The 18,174-nt window shown below is 50.0% G+C and carries 15 protein-coding genes; 12 read left to right on the forward strand and 3 right to left on the reverse strand.

Annotated elements, in window-relative coordinates; all coding sequences use genetic code 11:
- Positions 1 to 41 precede the first annotated feature (41 nt).
- A complete protein-coding gene (locus G8768_RS04400; protein ID WP_166850754.1) occupies positions 42 to 1,967 on the forward strand; it encodes an alpha/beta hydrolase family protein in 1,926 nt (641 codons plus the stop codon).
- A gap of 62 nt (positions 1,968 to 2,029) precedes the next feature.
- Here G8768_RS04400 and G8768_RS04405 read toward each other — a convergent pair whose 3' ends face one another.
- The gene (locus G8768_RS04405) at positions 2,030 to 2,407 is read right to left on the reverse strand and encodes a VOC family protein (RefSeq protein WP_166850751.1); all 378 of its coding nucleotides are present in this window, start codon (positions 2,405 to 2,407) and stop codon (positions 2,030 to 2,032) included.
- Positions 2,408 to 2,756: 349 nt separating this feature from the next.
- On the opposite strand from G8768_RS04405, the gene glnE reads away from it, so the two are divergent.
- The 5 genes from glnE (at position 2,757) to hldE (ending at position 10,958) form a co-directional block, all read left to right on the forward strand.
- Positions 2,757 to 5,771, forward strand: a complete 3,015-nt coding sequence (gene glnE, locus G8768_RS04410; RefSeq protein ID WP_341800969.1) for a bifunctional [glutamate--ammonia ligase]-adenylyl-L-tyrosine phosphorylase/[glutamate--ammonia-ligase] adenylyltransferase — start codon at positions 2,757 to 2,759, stop codon at positions 5,769 to 5,771.
- Between the two features lie 88 nt (positions 5,772 to 5,859).
- Positions 5,860 to 6,786 (forward strand): branched-chain amino acid transaminase, encoded by a 927-nt coding sequence (locus G8768_RS04415; protein ID WP_166850745.1) that lies wholly within the window; start codon positions 5,860 to 5,862, stop codon positions 6,784 to 6,786.
- Positions 6,787 to 6,908: 122 nt separating this feature from the next.
- Positions 6,909 to 7,673, forward strand: coding sequence for a lipopolysaccharide kinase InaA family protein (locus tag G8768_RS04420; protein ID WP_166850741.1), 765 nt, complete (start codon positions 6,909 to 6,911; stop codon positions 7,671 to 7,673).
- Between the two features lie 24 nt (positions 7,674 to 7,697).
- Positions 7,698 to 9,476, forward strand: a complete 1,779-nt coding sequence (gene msbA / locus G8768_RS04425) for a lipid A export permease/ATP-binding protein MsbA (protein ID WP_166850736.1) — start codon at positions 7,698 to 7,700, stop codon at positions 9,474 to 9,476.
- Positions 9,477 to 9,521: 45 nt separating this feature from the next.
- Positions 9,522 to 10,958: a bifunctional D-glycero-beta-D-manno-heptose-7-phosphate kinase/D-glycero-beta-D-manno-heptose 1-phosphate adenylyltransferase HldE gene (gene hldE / locus G8768_RS04430; protein ID WP_166850730.1), complete on the forward strand. Its 1,437-nt coding sequence runs from the start codon at positions 9,522 to 9,524 to the stop codon at positions 10,956 to 10,958.
- A 95-nt stretch (positions 10,959 to 11,053) separates the two neighbouring features.
- On the opposite strand, the gene arsH is transcribed toward hldE, so the two are convergent.
- Positions 11,054 to 11,710 carry an arsenical resistance protein ArsH gene (gene arsH, locus G8768_RS04435; protein ID WP_166850726.1) on the reverse strand — a complete coding sequence of 219 codons (657 nt, stop codon included), beginning with the start codon at positions 11,708 to 11,710 and terminating at the stop codon, positions 11,054 to 11,056.
- A 186-nt stretch (positions 11,711 to 11,896) separates the two neighbouring features.
- Between arsH and G8768_RS04440 the strand changes: the two genes are divergently transcribed.
- The 3 genes from G8768_RS04440 (at position 11,897) to G8768_RS04450 (ending at position 15,219) form a co-directional block, all read left to right on the forward strand.
- The gene (locus G8768_RS04440; RefSeq protein ID WP_166850723.1) at positions 11,897 to 13,231 is read left to right on the forward strand and encodes an NAD(P)-binding domain-containing protein; all 1,335 of its coding nucleotides are present in this window, start codon (positions 11,897 to 11,899) and stop codon (positions 13,229 to 13,231) included.
- A gap of 13 nt (positions 13,232 to 13,244) precedes the next feature.
- Positions 13,245 to 14,513: an MFS transporter gene (locus tag G8768_RS04445; RefSeq protein ID WP_166850720.1), complete on the forward strand. Its 1,269-nt coding sequence runs from the start codon at positions 13,245 to 13,247 to the stop codon at positions 14,511 to 14,513.
- Positions 14,514 to 14,616: 103 nt separating this feature from the next.
- Positions 14,617 to 15,219, forward strand: a complete 603-nt coding sequence (locus G8768_RS04450) for a hypothetical protein (protein WP_166850718.1) — start codon at positions 14,617 to 14,619, stop codon at positions 15,217 to 15,219.
- A 33-nt stretch (positions 15,220 to 15,252) separates the two neighbouring features.
- Here the strand turns inward: G8768_RS04450 and sigZ are convergent, their stop codons facing one another.
- Entirely contained in the window at positions 15,253 to 15,798 is a 546-nt protein-coding gene (gene sigZ / locus G8768_RS04455) for an RNA polymerase sigma factor SigZ (protein WP_166850713.1), read from the reverse strand.
- Positions 15,799 to 16,007: 209 nt separating this feature from the next.
- On the opposite strand from sigZ, the gene G8768_RS04460 reads away from it, so the two are divergent.
- From G8768_RS04460 to G8768_RS04470, 3 genes are all read left to right on the forward strand, one after another.
- Entirely contained in the window at positions 16,008 to 16,250 is a 243-nt protein-coding gene (locus G8768_RS04460; protein ID WP_166850709.1) for a superinfection immunity protein, read from the forward strand.
- Positions 16,251 to 16,434: 184 nt separating this feature from the next.
- Entirely contained in the window at positions 16,435 to 17,430 is a 996-nt protein-coding gene (locus G8768_RS04465; RefSeq protein WP_166850706.1) for a sensor histidine kinase, read from the forward strand.
- Complete coding sequence (locus G8768_RS04470) at positions 17,427 to 18,170, forward strand: LytR/AlgR family response regulator transcription factor (protein WP_166850701.1); 744 nt, start codon at positions 17,427 to 17,429, stop codon at positions 18,168 to 18,170. The genes G8768_RS04465 and G8768_RS04470 overlap by 4 nt, the downstream gene beginning before the upstream one ends.
- The last annotated feature ends 4 nt before the right edge of the window (positions 18,171 to 18,174 follow it).

Below are 18,174 nucleotides of genomic sequence, written 5' to 3' on the forward strand. Positions count from 1 at the left end.
ATATTCTTTATTTTATTTCTGATTACAAAAGGAACTTCGTAATGAATGTTAAAGGGATTTTATTCCTTCCTGTTCTTGTAAAAACTCTGATAGCTTCGCTGTTGCTTTGCTTCGCTCTGATAAGCCAATCATTTGCTGACCTGGAATCCGACTTGGATTTTTATCTTAAGCGAACGGACTATATTGATTTGCAGCTGTCTCCAGATGGAAAAACCTATTTTGCTTATATCCGTGGGGCTGATTCCAGCTACTTGGTATTTGTCGATGTCGCCAGCAAGAAGCCAATATCCTCCATTAAAGCCGGAGAGGAGGATTTAATTTATGACTATGCATGGATAAGTAATACAGAAGTAATTTATCGCTTTGGACGACATGTATGGTGGACCGATCGACCTGTCGGAACTGGCGAGTTGATGCGTTATGACTTGGGTAATAAGCGGCGCAATAAAATGTCATGGGGTGGCAATTATACCTCTCATGTCTTGTCCAACCAAAAGCTTGGCGATGAGCAATTATTGGTTGCCAGGTGGCTGCGCAGTCGTAGCGGGAAAATGAGAGCTGAAATTGGCAAAGTACGATCAAGAGGTCGGTGGAGCCCTGTGGAAACACTGCCAATGCCAGGTAGCCTGCCCGTAGCCTCTATCGGTGGTGAACTGAAAGTATTCAATTACACGGATGAAGATTTTAATGACTATGTTTACTATCGAGAAGATAAAGGCAGTGATTGGAAGGTTCTGGATATTGCAGACAAGGGTAGCCAGTGTTTTGTTGAGTTTTTGAATTTTGATGCGAGCAAGGTGTATCTGAATTGCGAAACAGGCGCTGAAGAAAAACGAAGAATTATTGAGTGGCATTGGGCGAACAATACATTCACTCAGCTATTTGGTGCTGAAGCCGGAGATGTCGGCTCTGTGATCCGAGACCCTAAGACGGGTGATGCCGTGGCGGCGATCTATCTCTCCAGTACTGTTGAGTATGTTTATCGAGACGGTCAGGGTTTTGTGCTTGACTACAAACGTCTAGTGAAAGCGTTTAAAGGTCAGAGAGTTGAAATAAGCAGCCATTCAAAAGATGGAAACGTTATCGTTGTGCATATCTCTGGCGATACCAATCCAGGGGAATTTTACCTATACAATCGAGAGACGAAAAAAGCGGATTTCCTGATGGCGGCCAGATCCTGGATGGATCGGGGCAAGCTGCAGCCAATGGAATCGCTGAAATTTACTGCTCGCGATGGCTTGAAGTTTAATGGATATCTCACGCGCGCAACAGGTGGCGATAGCAAAAAATTGATTGTGTACCCTCATGGAGGCCCTCATGGAGTTTATGATATCTGGGGGTTTGACGAAACGGTTCAATTGTTGGCAGCTCAAGGATTCAATGTTCTACAAGTCAATTTTCGTGGAAGTGGTGGTCAAGGTAAAAGGTTTGAGCGAGAAGGGTATCTCAAATGGGGTACCGCAATGGTAGATGATGTCATCGATGCAACAAAAGCGGTTCAGAAAATGGGGGTGGCCAAGGATGGAGCGATTTGCATCTTTGGTGGTAGTTATGGAGCTTTCTCGGCTCTGAGTGCTGCAGTACGTGAGCCTGAGTTGTACCAGTGTGCTGTTGGTAATGCGGGCGTATATGACCTGGAAATGTTGTATCAGGATGATCGCGAAAGCAATTACTGGCGCCGTGATGGCATCTTTCGGGAGGCTCTAGGAGATGACCTGGAGGCTATGAAAAACATGTCGCCGGTCAATCATGCTTCTTCTATTAACGCCAAGGTCTTGCTAATACATGGAAAACGGGATCAGCGTACGCCTATTGAACAAGCCGAAGATATGAAAAAAGCATTGGAAAAAGCTGGTCAGACACCAGAGTGGTTGAAGTTCAGAGATTCCGGGCATGGCGTTAGAGGTGACGATGAACGTCGAGAGTTTCATAAAACGCTGATTGAGTTTCTAAAAAAGAACATTTAAGAGGGTGTAACTGTTGTTAGTTACTTAGGGGGTTTGTTAAAACCCCCTAAGTGCATCTTGTATTACAAACGATGCATCGCGCAGATCTTATTGCCTGCAGGATCTCGCAAATACGCCAGGTACAATTTCATACCTGCGCCTTCGCGTACACCGGGAGCATCTTCAATCGCAGTGCCGCCGCTTTCCAGGCCGGCAGCATGCCAGGCATCCGCGGCTTCGGTAGTGGCTGCGGCAAATCCGATGGTGCCACCATTACCATGGCTGGCCGGATTGCCATCAATAGGCTTGGTCAGGGCGAAGATGCCGCCTTCCGTAAAGTAAAAACAACGACCTTTCTCGTCCATCACGCCAGGGCCGTGGCCCAGTGCACCTAATACGGCATCGTAAAAGGCTTTAGATTCTGCAACATCGTTCGCGCCGATCATAATATGGCTAAACATGGAATCGCTCCTGTTGGGGGTTATTGATTTTAATGAGCCAAGGCTCAGGGTTGCTTGTTTTTCAACACAGGGAGCTAAGAGTTACAAACTTTGGGGCGGTCTTCAATGCTCTTTACCTCCCTTGGTAAATACTGTCGCTAATAGCTTCTATAATGTCATGGGAGGGCCTGTTTGTTTGATCCTGACCCTATAACTGCCCAGGGTTTTGAGATAGGCTTTCCAGAACATACGGCATCATCAAACTGCCCTTATAAGTTCATCTTATAACGATATAGCCTGCCACTGGATGGATTCGATAAAACCAAGGCAAGGGCTGAATATAAATCGCATCATAGAAAAAGAGAACATTGTGTTAGCGTCATACGTGCCAGACCTGGCCAATTTCAGGTCCACCCTCGATCAATATTCCCAGCAGTGGCAAGAGCGAGCCAGTGAGGAGCAGCAACAGGCTCTTTCCTCATATTTAAACGATGACCTTCTCGCGAAGCAACTTGCTAAGGCCTGGTTGGGCAGTGAATTTATTTTTCATTGTTGCCGTGATAACCCCGGTCTCTTGCTTGAGCTGTTACAAAGCGAAGAACTTCAGGAAACCTGGTCTCGGGAAACTTTCACTCGGAATTTGCAGGCACATGCCAAGGGTGTAGAAAAAGACAGCGAACTGGATCGTGTTTTACGACAGTTTCGCCGTCGCGCCATGATTCGGATTATCTGGCGCGATGTAAATCAGCTTGCCTCACTTGAAGAAACCACGGCGGACATGAGCGCACTTGCCGAAAGCTGTACGCAGCTGGCTTTGGAATTTCACTACGCTGCTTTGGTTAAGCGTTTTGGTTTACCTATTGGGAATGAAAGCGGGCGAATTCAGTCTTTGGTGGTGTTGGGCATGGGCAAGCTCGGCGCGCGCGAGTTAAATGTGTCATCGGATATCGATTTGATTTTTGCCTACCCGGAATCCGGTGAAACTGAGCATCGATATGTTGAGCCTGGTGGACGCGCCAAAAAAACCACCAGCAATCAGGAATTTTTTAATCGCCTCGGGCAGAAAATTATAAAAAGCCTGGATGCGCAAACGGTCGGTGGTTTTGTATTTCGTGTGGACATGCGTTTGCGGCCCTATGGTGAAAGCGGTTCTTTGGTGATGAACTTCGGTTCCATGGAAGAGTATTACCAAACCCAGGGGCGCGAGTGGGAACGCTATGCCATGATCAAAGCCCGGGTGATTGCTGAGGGCGGCCCCCAAACTGATGTGCTGAGTGAAGAACCTGTGCAAGAGCAAAGCGCAGGCGAAGAATTAATGGAGCTGCTTCGTCCATTCAGTTATCGGCGCTATATCGACTTTTCAGCGATTGATGCATTGCGTGATATGAAACGCATGATTAATCGAGAGGTACATCGCAAAGGTATCGCCACTGACGTGAAGCTCGGTTTTGGTGGCATTCGTGAAGTTGAATTTATTGTGCAGGTGTTTCAGTTGATTCGCGGCGGTCGCGATCAGCGTTTGCAGGAACGTCGCGTACTGAAGCTTTTGCCTCTGCTGCAGGAAGATGGTTATTTGCCCGAAGGTGCCGGCGATAAACTCGCTGAAGCCTATCGTTTGCTGCGTCATGTGGAGCACGCTATTCAGGGTTATCAGGATAAACAAACCCAGGCACTGCCGATTGATGCCCACGATCTTGAACGTTTGGCCTGGGTACTTAACTACGCCAGTTGGGAATCGCTGGCGGCAGATTTACAACAGCACCGTGAACAGGTGAACGCGGAATTCCAGGCGGTGATTGCCGAGCCGGAAGAGGAAACCAAAGAGGATGACGAGTCGGACGCTTTTTTGCCGCTCTGGTTAGGCGAATTGGAGGATGAGTCGGCGATTGAACTGTTGGAGCAGCGTGGCTATCAGCAAGCCGATAAGTTACTGCAACAGTTGCGTGATTTACGACAGAGCCGAGCCATTCTTGCGATGCAATCGGAAGGACGCAATCGTCTGGACAAATTTATGCCCAGGCTTTTGCATACCTTGAGTCAGGGGCGCAATCCCGATGAAGATATAGCAGAAACACTAAGCCGGGTTTTGGGCTTGGTCAGTTCCGTTGCGCGACGCACCATTTATTTGGTTTTGCTGACCGAAAACCCTGTAGCCTTGGCGCAACTGGTGAGGCTCTGCGCGGCCAGTCCCTGGATTGCCGATCAGCTGTCCAAACATCCGGCGCTGCTGGATGAGCTTCTGGACCATCGCAGCTTGTACTCCCCGCCGAGCCGACAAGAGTTGGCGGATCAATTGCGTCAGGAATGCTTGCGTATCGAGTGGGAAGACCTCGAAGAATATATGGAAGCGCTGCGTTATTTCCGTATGGCCAATGTGTTACGCGTCGCCGCCTGTGAAGTAACCGATGCCATGCCGCTAATGAAAGTGAGCGATCACCTGACGGACATCGCCGAGTTGTTACTGGAAGAAGTCATTGAACTGGCCTGGCAGCAGATGATTGCCCGCCATGGCCGGCCCCGGAACAGCAATGGTGACAATGTTGAACGCCCGGAGTTTCTGGTTCTGGGCTATGGCAAGGTTGGGGGTATTGAATTGGGCCACAGTTCGGATCTGGATCTGGTCTTTATTCACGGCGGTGCGGCTGGCCAGAGCACCAGTGGGCGCGACGACAGTGGCGAACGCAGCCTGGATAACTTGATCTTCTACACCCGTATGGCCCAGAAGATTATTCATATCATGAACACCCAGACCGTTTCCGGTCAGCTCTATGAAGTGGATATGCGCCTGAGGCCCAATGGCAACTCGGGCATGTTGGTCACCACGATTGCGGCTTTCGATCAGTATTTACAGGAAGAAGCCTGGACCTGGGAGAAACAGGCATTGGTTCGCGCCCGGGCGATTGCCGGTGATCGAGAGCTGGCAATGCAATTTGATACGGTTCGCCAAAATATTCTCTGTCAGCCCAGGGAATTAGCAGCATTGCGTGAAGATGTTGTGCAAATGCGAGAAAAAATGCGCAAACATCTCGCGACCCAGGGTTCAGAGGGCGAAAAAGCCCTGCGCTTCGACATCAAGCAGGATGTCGGAGGTATCGTGGATATTGAATTTATGGTTCAATACGGCGTACTTGCCTGGGCTCATGAGCAGCCCTCCCTGGCACAGTGGACGGATAATATTCGTATCCTGGGATGTCTTGAACAAACCGGGTATTTATCGGCAGAAGACACTGCCCAACTTATCGAAGCTTACAAGGCCTATCGATCCGCCGGACACCGACTCGCGTTACAGCGCCAAAAAAGTGTCTTGCACGGAAAAACCGATTTTCAAGCTGAACGCCAAACGGTACAGCGACTATGGCAGCACTTTATGCAGCTGTCTGAATAGTGGCTCATGCCGGGGTGTTTAGCTTTCCTGTCCAGCAGGGCCGAGCAAGTGCAGAAACTTGCTAACGACTTTATTGACGGAGATAACTATGTCTTTTGCAGATCGCGATGGTGTCATCTGGTTAGATGGCGAACTTGTGCCCTGGCGCGAAGCGAAAACCCACGTGCTGACGCACACCTTGCACTACGGTATGGGTGTCTTTGAAGGTGTACGTGCTTATGAAACCGAAAAGCATGGCACTTCGATCTTTCGCCTGAAAGAGCACACGGACCGCCTGTTCAATTCTGCCAAAATCATGATGATGGATATGCCGTTCAGCAAAGAAGAGCTGAACGAAGCCCAAAAGCTGGTAGTGCGTGAAAACAATTTGAACGAAGCGTACCTGCGCCCGATGGCGTTCCTGGGTTCAGAGGGTATGGGCTTGCGTGCCGATTCCCTGCAAACCCATGTGATGGTAGCGGCTTGGGAATGGCCTTCCTATATGAGCCCGGAAGCGAAAGAGCTGGGCATCAAGATTCGTACCTCAAGCTACACTCGCCACCATGTGAACATTTCCATGTGTAAGGCCAAGGCGAACGGTCACTACATCAACTCCATGCTGGCTCTGCGCGAAGCCCTGGACAGCGGTTGTGAAGAGGCGCTGTTGCTGGATAACGAAGGTTATGTGGCTGAGGGTAGCGGTGAGAACTTCTTCCTGGTGAACAAGGGCATCATCTACACCCCGGAATTGACCTCCTGCCTGGATGGCATCACCCGTGATGCGGTGATCCAGATGGCCGAAGAGTGTGGTTATGAGGTACGCGAGAAGCGTATTACCCGCGATGAGGTTTATGTCGCCGATGAGGCTTTCTTCACCGGCACTGCGGCTGAGGTTTTGCCGATTCGCGAGCTGGATGGTCGCCAGATTGCCGATGGCCGTCGCGGTCCAATCACCGAGCGTTTGCAGACCATGTATTTCGATGCGGTGAAAGGTCGTTTGCCTAACCGCTATGATTGGCTGGCACCTGTTGAGTAAGGCCTGACCGGGCAAATTCTGGCCCTCAAAAGCCGGCAAAAAACGCCGATCACTTAAGTGGTCGGCGTTTTGCGTTTAGGGCTGTTATAATCCGCCTTTTATTGAAGACAAGGCAAGATATCGTGTGGCCCAATTCGGCTAAAAAGAACAGCGAAGCCTTTATTGAGGCCAATTTCCGCAAGCAGTTTCGCCCGGCGCATCTGCTGAATTTTCATGCCTTGTGGGAAATGCAGTTCCTCGACAGCCATAAGATCTCCTTCCCGGAATCCGGGCACAGTCTGATTGACCGTTTTGAGCTGTCTGGTCAGGGGGCTTTCTATCTGAAGCGTCAGTTAAATCGCAGTATCCGCACTTGGCGACGTCCTTTTGGCGAGCCAACCTTCGCTCAGGAATTGCGTAATATTCGTCTGTGTGAAGAGAAACACATTCCCACTCTGGAGCCGGTTTACTATGCTGAGCGCCAGATGGAGGTCGGCCCGGCCGCTATTCTGGTGGTACGCGCTCTGGATGGTTATCAGTCCCTGCAAGATATTATGGTGCATTGGTACGGTATGGAGCGGCATCTGCGCGAGTCAATTCTGCATACGGCCGGTAAAGCGCTGGGCCGCCTCCATGCCGCCGGTCTCGGACATAGCCGTCTTAAAGCCGATGACATCATCGTCGATCTGACCCAGATCCCCCAGTGGCGATTGGCCAGCCCCCAGTTTATTGCACCTGCAAAAAATCGTGATCTTCTTCTCGATGTGCAGGGTTTTCTGGACAGTGTGTCGGTTGTGGGCGAAACCGAGCTGGACTTCCTGCTTAAGGCCTATGTTGATATATGTCCCCAGTGGCCCAATCTTAGCGCATTGAAACAGGCCCTTTACCCAAGCCAGCAAGCCAGCTAATCGGCCTCAATACGGGATTTTGGTATGACAGAGCTTAGCTCCAGCGAAGCTGAGAACAAAACCAGCGGGGCGCAAACCTATCGCCGTCTGCTGTCCTATTTATTACCCCATAAGTTCATGTTGTTTATGGGCTTACTGGGCTTCGCGATTTTCGCCGCCTCCCAGCCGGCATTAACCAAGCTGTTCGGCATTTTGGTGGATTCCATCAATGGCGGCGACAGTGACTACAAAGTTATTATTCCCCTGGCGGTCGTCGGTATTTTCTTTGTGCGCGGCGTGGGCACTTTTATTGGTAGCTATGCCTTGTCAAAAGTGTCGTTGGGAATTGTGCATAATTTGCGGGTGCAACTTTTTGATCAACTCACCCTGGCCCCTGGCGAGTATTTCGATAGCAATAACTCAGGGCACCTGGTTTCTCGAATTACCTATAACGTGACCCAGGTTACGGATGCCTGTACCGAAGCCATCAAGGTGTTGATCCGTGAAGGCTTGACGGTGATTGTTCTGCTTGGGTATCTGATTTGGGAAGATTGGAAGCTCACGTTGGTATTTGTGGCCATCGCACCGATTCTCGGCTTTATTGTCTCCAAGGTGGGCAAGCGCCTGCGTCGCCTGTCGAGCAATATTCAGCTGACCATGGGAGACGTGACGCAATCCGCTTCGGAAATGATCAATGGCTATAAAGTGATGCGCAGCTTCGGTGGTGAAAGCTACGAACGCGGTCGTTTTGAAAAAGCCAGCATTGCCAACTTCAAACAGAATTTAAAACTGGTGACTACGGCGGCGATTAATACGCCGGTATTGCAGTTGATTGTTGCGGTAGCTTTGGGTGTATTGATGTACATCGCGCTGAGTTTTATGGGTTCATCCACACCCGGAGACTTCATTGCTTATCTGGGCGCTGCGGCGTTGATTCCCAAGCCCGTGCGTCAGCTCAGCGAAGTAAATTCGAAAATTCAAAAGGGTATTGCTGCTGCAGAAGATATTTTTGCCCAGTTGGATGTCGAACCCGAGCCAGATTATGGCGAGCATACGATTGAGAGAGTCGCAGGCAATATCGCGATTAAAAATCTAAGTTTTGCCTACAATGCCAGCGAAGGTGATGTGCTTAAAAATATTAATCTCGATATTAAAGCCGGGCAGACCATTGCTTTGGTCGGCCGTTCCGGCAGTGGCAAGACCACCTTAGCCAGTTTGATTCCGCGTTTTTATCATCACGAACAGGGCAGCATTTGCATTGATGATGTTGCGCTGAACGATTATGAGCTTTCCAGTTTGCGCCAGCAAATCGCGTTGGTAAATCAGGACGTCACGCTGTTTAACGATACCCTGCGTAATAATATTGCCTATGGCGGGCTTGCTGATGTCAGCGATGAAAAACTGCGTCAGGCAGCCGAAGCGGCTCATTGCTGTGAGTTCATTGATCAATTTGGTGAGGGTTTCGAAACACTTGTCGGTGAAGATGGCACTCGTTTGAGTGGTGGTCAACGACAGCGTATTGCCCTGGCGCGAGCGCTGTTAAAAGATGCTCCGATATTGATTCTGGACGAAGCCACCTCTGCGCTGGATACGGAATCTGAACGTAAAATTCAGGCGGCTCTGGATAAACTGATGCAGAACCGAACCACTTTGGTTATCGCTCACCGTCTTTCCACCATTGAAAATGCCGATGTTATTGTGGTGATGGAGCAAGGCGAGATTGTTGAGCAGGGTAGCCACCAGGAACTGCTGGCGAAGAATGGCGCGTACGCCAAACTGCACGCCATGCAATTTGGTGAAGAAGCCGATGCCAGTTCCAATTAATGCCGTACAAACATTGCAGCCAGTGCACAGATTGAGGAGATTACCATGCAGCTAAGCATGCCGCGTTTTGACCAAGGTTCCGTATTGGTTGTGGGCGATGTAATGCTTGATCGCTACTGGCAGGGTGATACGGGAAGGGTATCGCCGGAAGCGCCAGTCCCTGTTGTGAATGTACAAGCGACAGATGATCGCCCGGGTGGTGCCAGTAATGTGGCTATGAATATTGCCGCTCTGGGTGCGGCTGCCAATCTGGCGGGCCTGGTGGGGAACGACGATGCCGCCGCCAGTTTGCTCGACTCATTGAGTTCCGTGGGGGTGAATTGTCTGTTTACGACGGTTGCCGATAAACCCACCATTACCAAGCTTCGAGTGGTCAGCCGTCAGCAGCAGCTGCTGCGCATGGATTTTGAAAAACCCTTCAGCGAGCAAGACAGCGCAAGTTTGAGCCATAGCTTGTCGCTCGACGGTGTGCAGGTGTTACTGCTTTCGGATTACGCCAAAGGCAGTTTGCAACATTGCCAATCGCTGATTGCGTCTGCACGTAAGAAAAAAATTCCTGTACTGGTCGACCCCAAAGGCCATGATTTTGAACGCTATCGCGGGGCGACATTGCTGACGCCAAACCTGTCCGAGTTTGAAGCTGTCGTGGGCTCCTGCCAGAGCGAGGCGGAGCTTGTCAGTAAGGGGCAGGATTTACTGAACAATCTGGAATTGGATGCCTTGCTCATCACACGTGGCGAACAAGGCATGACGTTATTGCAAGCCAATAAAGAAGGCGAACTGCATCTGCCCGCCAAAGCTCGTGAGGTGTTTGATGTGACGGGTGCTGGCGATACGGTAATTGCTGTGTTGGCGGCGAGCATTGCTGCGGGCAGTGATTTGCCCATGGCCGTCGGTTTGGCCAATGTGGCCGCGGGTATGGTGGTGGCTAAGCTCGGCACCGCAACCATCTCTGCTCCGGAATTGCGTCAGGCTGTGGCGGCGGGGCAGGAAGTTGAATGCGGGGTGGTGAATGAAGAGCAATTGGTATTGTCTCTTCAGGCGGCAAGAGCACGTGGCGAAAAGCTGGTGTTTACCAATGGCTGTTTCGATATTCTGCATGCGGGTCATGTGGGTTATCTCGCTGATGCCCGAGAGTTGGGTAATCGATTGATTGTTGCAATCAACAGCGACGAATCGGTGTCTCGCTTGAAAGGCCCGTCCCGTCCTATTAATCCGGTGGATCGTCGCATGGCGGTACTTGCCGGCCTTTCCGCCGTGGATTGGGTGTTGTCGTTCCCGGATGATACTCCGGAGCGATTGCTCGAACTGATTCAACCCGATGTGCTGGTGAAGGGCGGAGACTACAGTGAAGAGCAGGTTGTGGGCTGGGAAATCGTAAAAGGCTATGGCGGCGAAGTAAAAGTGTTGAGCTTTTTCGACAACTGTTCAACCACGGCGATTGTTGAAAAAGTTATCGCAGATGCGGATAAGCCGGCGTAAATACATTCGCGCCAGACTTGTCATCTCCCCTTGCTTGCGTCAAGGGGAGTGCCTTTTCAAATTTTCTCTTTTGGCTTTCTTTTCAGATGCTCTTTCTAAGCGTCTCGTGCGCGCATTCTCTCGCTGTACCTGTCCACCAAAAAATCTTTATGGTCGCGGGTTAGGTAAGTAAAGCGCATCAGCTCTTCCATGACATCGACGATTCTGTCCCGGTAGGCGGATGCTTTCATATACCCTTCTTCGTCAAACTCCTGATAGGCTTTCGCCACAGAGGATTGGTTGGGAATGGTCAGCATACGCATCCAGCGTCCAAGAATGCGCATATTGTTTATCGCATTAAAACTCTGGGAGCCGCCCGAAACCTGCATGACCGCGAGCACCTTGCCCTGGGTTGGGCGTACCGCACCAATGGATAAGGGAATCCAGTCGATCTGATTTTTCATAACACCCGACATATTTCCATGCACTTCAGGGGAAGACCAGACTTGGGCCTCGGACCACTGGCTGAGTTCTCGAAGCTCCAGCACCTTGGGGTGATCCGATGAGGCATTGCCGTCAAATAGCGGTAGGCCGCCCGCATTAAAAAGTCTGACCTCGGCGCCCATCGTCTCTAATATTCGGCCGGCCTCCTCAGCGGCAAAGCGGCTGAATGAGCGTTCCCGTAAGGACCCATAGAGTATCAATATACGCGGCTTATGCTCGCTGCCCTCTGTGTGTACAAGTTCAAACGATTCCTGATCCAGATAGTTCATTCTACTTTCCACAAATGTGGCCTCCAAAATTAAGTGGTCTACCCGTAAGACGTCGTTGTTTGAAAAAAGACGAAATGCTTGCGGGCAAAATGTTGAGGGACCATTAGTGAAAATAAATTTCATTATATTTCGTCTTTTTCCAATGGCTGGCGTCCTACGGGTAATCAAACTGAATGGAGAATAGTCATGAAAAACAAAAACGTTGTTGTTATCGGTGCGGGTCCGGTAGGTATTGCCGCCGCCGCTCACCTGATAGAGCGAGGCTTGAAGCCGATAGTGTTGGAAAAAGGTAAGAACGCGGGTGCAGCCATGTTGGAATGGGGGCATGTTAAGGTGTTCACCCCCTGGAAATATCTGGTGGATGCGGCGGTTGAGAGGCTTTTGAATAAAACCCAATGGCGATACCCGGACAAAGAAAGTATGCCGACTGGGCGCGACATTGTAGAGCAGTACCTCATCCCGGCTGCCACCTTAACCGCTCTGAAAAACGCAATCACTTATGAGGCTGAAGTGATTGCTGCGACCAAAACCGATTTAAGTAAATCCTCATCGAAGGGGCGTGATGCCGCTGGCTACAGTGTTCACTACCGGATCGCTAATGGTGAGCAGCATAGCGTTCATGTCGATGCTGTGATTGATGCTTCGGGAACCTGGTATAGACCCAACCCAATCGGTTTAAATGGATTGCCTGTACCGGGAGAAAGCGAAAACCAGGATTTGATCCGTTACGGCATTCCGGATGTGAATTCCCAAAGATCCGAATATGAAGGTCTGCGCACCTTGGTGTTGGGCGGAGGGCACTCGGCGATCAACGTGGTCTTAGACCTGCTCAAGCTTCAGGAAAACTCCGACCATACCAAAGTGCATTGGGGGTTGAGAACCAATAACCTCGAAAAGCTTCTGGGTGGGGGCTTGAACGATCAGCTTCCTGCGCGAGGCGAGTTGGGCTTGGCAGCCAAGCACGCGATTGATAGTGGATCTTTGTCTTTGTTGGCACCGTTAAAGGTTCACCGTCTCACTCGCCAGGGCTCGGCCTTGAAGGTGCATCTTTCAGTCGGCGGTGAAGAGCAGTTTATTGAGGTGGATAAGATTGTTGTATCCGCTGGATTCCGGCCCGATCTGAGCATTCTGAGTGAGCTTCGCCTTGATCTGGATGAAATTGTCGAAGCGCCTTCGATGCTGGCACCGTTGATTGACCCCAATGTTCACTCATGCGGAACGGTGAAACCCCATGGTGTGCAGGAGCTTCAACACTTCGACGAAAACTTTTTTATCGTGGGTATGAAAGCCTATGGCCGAGCGCCGACCTTCTTGATGCTGACAGGCTATGAACAGGTGCGCTCAATTGTTGCGGAACTGGCTGGAGATCACGAGGCCGCTCGACGAGTGGAACTTGTTCTGCCGAAAACCGGTGCCTGTAGCACAAAGCGTAGTGGGAACAGCGTTGTTCAAGAAAACGCTGAAGCACCTTCGGCTTGTTGCACTCCGTCAACGGCAGAAACCACGGCCTGCTGTGGATAGTGAGGTGGAGCATATGTTGGCTTCAAAATCTTCAGCTAAGCCTCAGGCAGCTTCGCAGGAAGAGATGTCCATCAGTATGTTGGGCATTGCTCAAATCTGCTCATGGGGAACACTGTATTACAGTTTTCCCCAGCTCGCTGAGGCGATGATGTCCGAATTTTTCTGGAACAAGTCGGAAACCTACGCTGCGCTGACGCTAAGCTTTCTGTTCTCAGCCCTGGCGGCAATACCGGTTGGCAAAGCCATCGACAAGGGGCAGGGCCGAAAGGTGATGACGGCAGCCTCGTTACTCGCGGGTCTGCTGTTCATGTCAGGTTCTCAGTTGAGCACTTTGTGGGGCGTTTATATCGTGTTTGCGGGCATTGGCGCTCTGCAAGCGGCGACTTTATACGATGCCGCTTTTTCTGTAATTGCCAATCACTTTGATGCCGGTAACAGCCGACGGCATATTACGACGTTGACCTTGTGGGGCGGCTTTGCGGCAACCTTATTTATTCCCCTGATTGAACTGCTATTACAGTATGGGGGTTGGCGTAACACGATGATCGTGTTGGGCCTGATTAATATTGCCGTGGGCTTGCTGATCTATCGTCGCCTGCCAACATCAACTCAGCGCTCAGCAAAAAAAGATCATCAAGAAAGGTCTTCCCGCGTAAAGTCTGAAGAAGCCGGAAATAAAACGGTCCGCTGGGCTTTAGGCCAACCCATGTTCTGGAGCTTGTTGTTTTGCTTTTCATTTTTCGCAGCAGCGGGTACCACCTTTAAGTTTCACCTTTACCCCATGTTGTTGGAGAAAGGGCTCTCTGTCTCGGAAGTTGTGGCCATTGTTGTGGTGCTGGGTCCTGCGCAAGTAGCGGGACGGTTTTTACTATCCCTCCTTTCGAAGGAGCTGTCGATTGTGAATCTCGGTATATTCACCGCTTCGGTTCTGCCGGTGGTGTTTTTGGCTTTTGCATACCTGTCGGTTTCAATCTGGTTATTGATTCCTTTTGCGCTGGCTTTTGGCGCGGCCAGTGGAATTATGACGATTGTAAAGGGTGTTGCCGTTCCCGAACTGCTGACCAGAGAAGCCTATGGTGCAATCAACGGTGCAATGAATATCCCGGTAAAGTTGATTAAGGCATTTTCTCCATGGATTGCGGCAGTGATTTGGCATGTCGGTGGTGGTTACCACACCGTATTGGTTTTTCTGGCGTTTCTTGGGCTGATCTCAGCTATCAGTTTTATTCTCGCAACCAAAGTGAAGCGTTATCAGAACTGTAAGAAGCAGGGCACCATCTGAGCGTTCTGATTTAGCGATGATGTTGATGCGTTGGTTACTGGTCGTACTCCTGGGGAGTGTAAGTAGCCCACCGTCAATGGCCGACAGGATGTGGGTGGTTTCGGTGACCAGTGAGCATAAAGACCGTACGGTCAAAGGTGATTTGAAAACATGGGCAGCAAAACTTGAATATTCAGCTCCGAGTATGGAGCTGTCTGCAGAATACTCCCGCGACAATGGCCACACAATATATCGCCATGAAAAATTGGAACTTGTACTTGCCCATGAATGGGTGCTCGGAAAGAATGGAATTTTCACTGTCGAAAATGAGCTTGAACTGGATCTGTACAAGCACAAAACCACATCCAGTTTAACATTAGGCTACAAACATGAGCTTCGACATGGATTGAGTTATTCACTGAAACTGGAATCGGAGTATTACCCATCTTCCCGCTGGGTTTGGAACGACAGTGTTTTCAGTCCGGCGATTGAATACAAGGCTGGTCTGGGCAATTCACAGCTGGAGCTCATAATAGGTGCTCCCATGAAACTTTATGATAAAAAGGGCGGGGCAACTGTTGAGCTTAAGGCCTTGGAGTATGAACTCGCTTATGTTTTGAATGTGTCCGGGAACCAATCAATAAAATTCACTTATCAGCTGAAAGACAGCTGGCGAGAAAATGGACGCAAAGAAGAACTGGCGCTGTCAGTGAAAGTAACATTCTAGTGCCAGTAACCACATTTCAAGAACGTTTATTCGTTAGGGGCAGCCGTCGCAATCCGGGTTTTTGCGCTGGTAGTCGATAATATTGCCGTGCTGGTCGAGGGTAAGGTGGCAGCAATCTTCATAGAGCTTTCTCAGCGCCTGGCGAGACTTCTGTACCCGTGACTTCAGCGTGGAATAGGGGATGTTATTCGTTTCAGCGAAATCTTTCTGTTTAACGTTGTCGATATCAATGGCTTTGAGTAGCTTGGATTGGTCTTCCGGCAAGGCATTGATAAAAGGAAGAATGCACATAGACAACTCAGCCTTGATGTTGGGCAGATCTTCTTCATACCACAAGTCTTCGGCTTGCAGGTCTTTGCCTTTGGCTTTCTTTCGGTAGTGATCAATGATGGTGTTGTTGGCCAGCTGAAACAGCCAGGCTTTGATGCTGTCTGAGGATTTGACGGTATGCAGATTCTTATAGCTCTTGATGAGTATATCCTGCAGTAAATCTTCAACATCAGCGGGGTTCGATACCCGGGAAGTTAGAAATCGTGTGAGCGCAGAACGGTACTCGTCCCAAATAGCTTCTATGGACATAGTCAGTGTATATCGTGAAGGTTTGGCGTTGCCGCATTATAGCAGTCGGCTGCCCCTGATGCCCGGACTATCGAATTAGGCATGGCTTGCAGCGATCAATAACCACAAATCACGTTATTCGGCCGAAATTCACTTTTCTGGCCTCACCGTGGCTCCACATCTCTACTATTCATCCTGTACCCAATAACCCAACTTAACAGGTGACAGAGATGCTTGATAAAATCGATCTTATGCTTAATACCCTTTGGACCGAACATGGTGCTTTCCTGCTGGTGTTTGTTCCGCTCTTCCTTGCGATTTACTTCCTGCCCAGCCTGATTGCTGTGCTGTTGCGCCGGGAACATAAAAAGAAAATCATGTTGGCGAACATCCCGGCGGGCTTTTCCTGGATTGCCTGGGTTGGCATTCTGATCTGGGCAGTTAGTGGCAAGCAGGAAGAGGAAGGATGCTAATCGCAGTTTACCTTGGGGCCTGGGCATTGTTATGCTGCCTGGATGAAATCAATCAACAACAATGGTTGTCCTGGATATGCCACAGTTCCTTAGCACTTGGTTGGCTGAATGTCGCCAACCAAGTACTGCCTATAAAATTGCTTGCTGTATAGCGGCTCTTACTCATATTTCCTCGGCGTACTTAATGACCGACCTTTTTTTGGGGAAAATAATCGACAATAAGCCGCTGTTGCTGCTGCGGATATTTTGTGAGTCCCTGGCGCTATTGATGGTCTGTCACTTTTTTATACGCCCGTTTTTACGCTTGGGCGTGCTGCGCTCAGGCTTGAGCTTGTCGTCGATGGCGGGTGTGACGATCTACATGATCCCGGTGGCGATTATGCTGACGCTGCTGATGTATGCTATCGGGCAGATCGTTGTGTTCTCGGACTTTGATATCACCAGTGTTCAATTCCAGAACAACAGTGGTGATGTGTCATCCCGGCATATGTCTACGGCGGCTTATACCATCAGTGCGGGGCAAAACTACATTATTTTGTTGTTCTGGTCGGCCTTGTATCTGTCCTGGCACTTTTACCGCAAGCGTGATGAATTAACACGCGAGTTGGAAATGACGCGACTGAAACAACTTGCCAACCAGATCAATCCTCACTTTCTGTTTAATACCTTAAACAGCATTCGTGCATTGGTATACAGTGATCAGGAGCAGGCGGCGGAAACCATTACCAAGCTATCCGAGTTAATGCGCGTGCATATGCATGCCGAAGTGGAAGCCCTGAGCACTCTGGAACAGGAATGTGATCTCGCAGAAAGTTATCTGCAAATTGAACGTTTACGTTTAGGGGAACGTTTGACAGTGGAATGGGAGATAGAGGCCTCGCTACTGCAACAAAGTATGCCAAGTCTGATCGTGTTGACCTTGCTGGAAAACGCCGTCAAGTATGGCGTTGCACCCTCCAGACAGGGCGGAACTATTGCTGTGGTTGCAAAAGAACAAGGCGATGACTATTTTTCATTATGCGTGGTCAACAGCCTTCCGGAAAAATCGGTGGAGCAGGGGCATGGTATTGGTCTTGATAATATTCGTAAACGATTGGAGCTTATGTATGGCGAGCATGCGAGCATGACCGTGAACTCAGAAGACAGCTTTAGTGTGCTACTGGAATTGCCCAAAAAATGAATGTATTGATTGTTGATGACGAACCTCTGGCCCGCCAGGAAATCCGCCGCTTACTGGGGCGCTATTCACAGCTGGATTCGATATCGGAAGCAGCGGATGGCGCCGAGGCGCTGGCGCTCTTGCAGGAGCAGGAATTCCAGGTGGTCTTCGTGGACATTCGAATGCCGGAAATGGATGGTATCGAGCTGGTCGCCAGTGCCGGAAATCGAAGTTTGTTTGTCTTTTGCACAGCGTACAGCCAGCACGCGCTGGAGGCCTTTGACTTAAACGCTTTTGATTATCTATTGAAACCTGTGAACCCGAATCGTCTGGATCAGGTCATGGCCAAGGTGGACTTGGCGTTGTCCGGAAAATCCTATCACGGACAACAGGAGCAGGAAAAAGCATCCACAGCAGATATCTTGCCAGAGAATCATGGCTTCCTGTTAAAGTTCGGGCATGACTATCGCATTGTTCGCTTGCAAGATGTGCTGCGGTTTGAAGCATTGGGGAATCATGTGGTTGTGCATCTGGAAAAGGAAAAGTCCTATATCCAGAGTTCCCTCAGCCGCCTTGAAGCCAAGCTGGACGACAGCCATTTTCTGAAGGCCAGTCGCAGTGATGTCGTGCGTATCGATGCGATATGTAAAGTGGAAGAGGGCATGAACCCAGGTAGCTTGATGGTTCAGCTTAGCAACGGCCAATCGGTTGATGTGAGCCGTCGCCAGGCACAGTACCTTAAAAAACAGTTTTCGATTTAAAGGC

The organism is Pseudoteredinibacter isoporae (genome assembly GCF_011602085.1).
Taxonomy (GTDB): Bacteria; Pseudomonadota; Gammaproteobacteria; order Pseudomonadales; family Cellvibrionaceae; genus Pseudoteredinibacter; species Pseudoteredinibacter isoporae.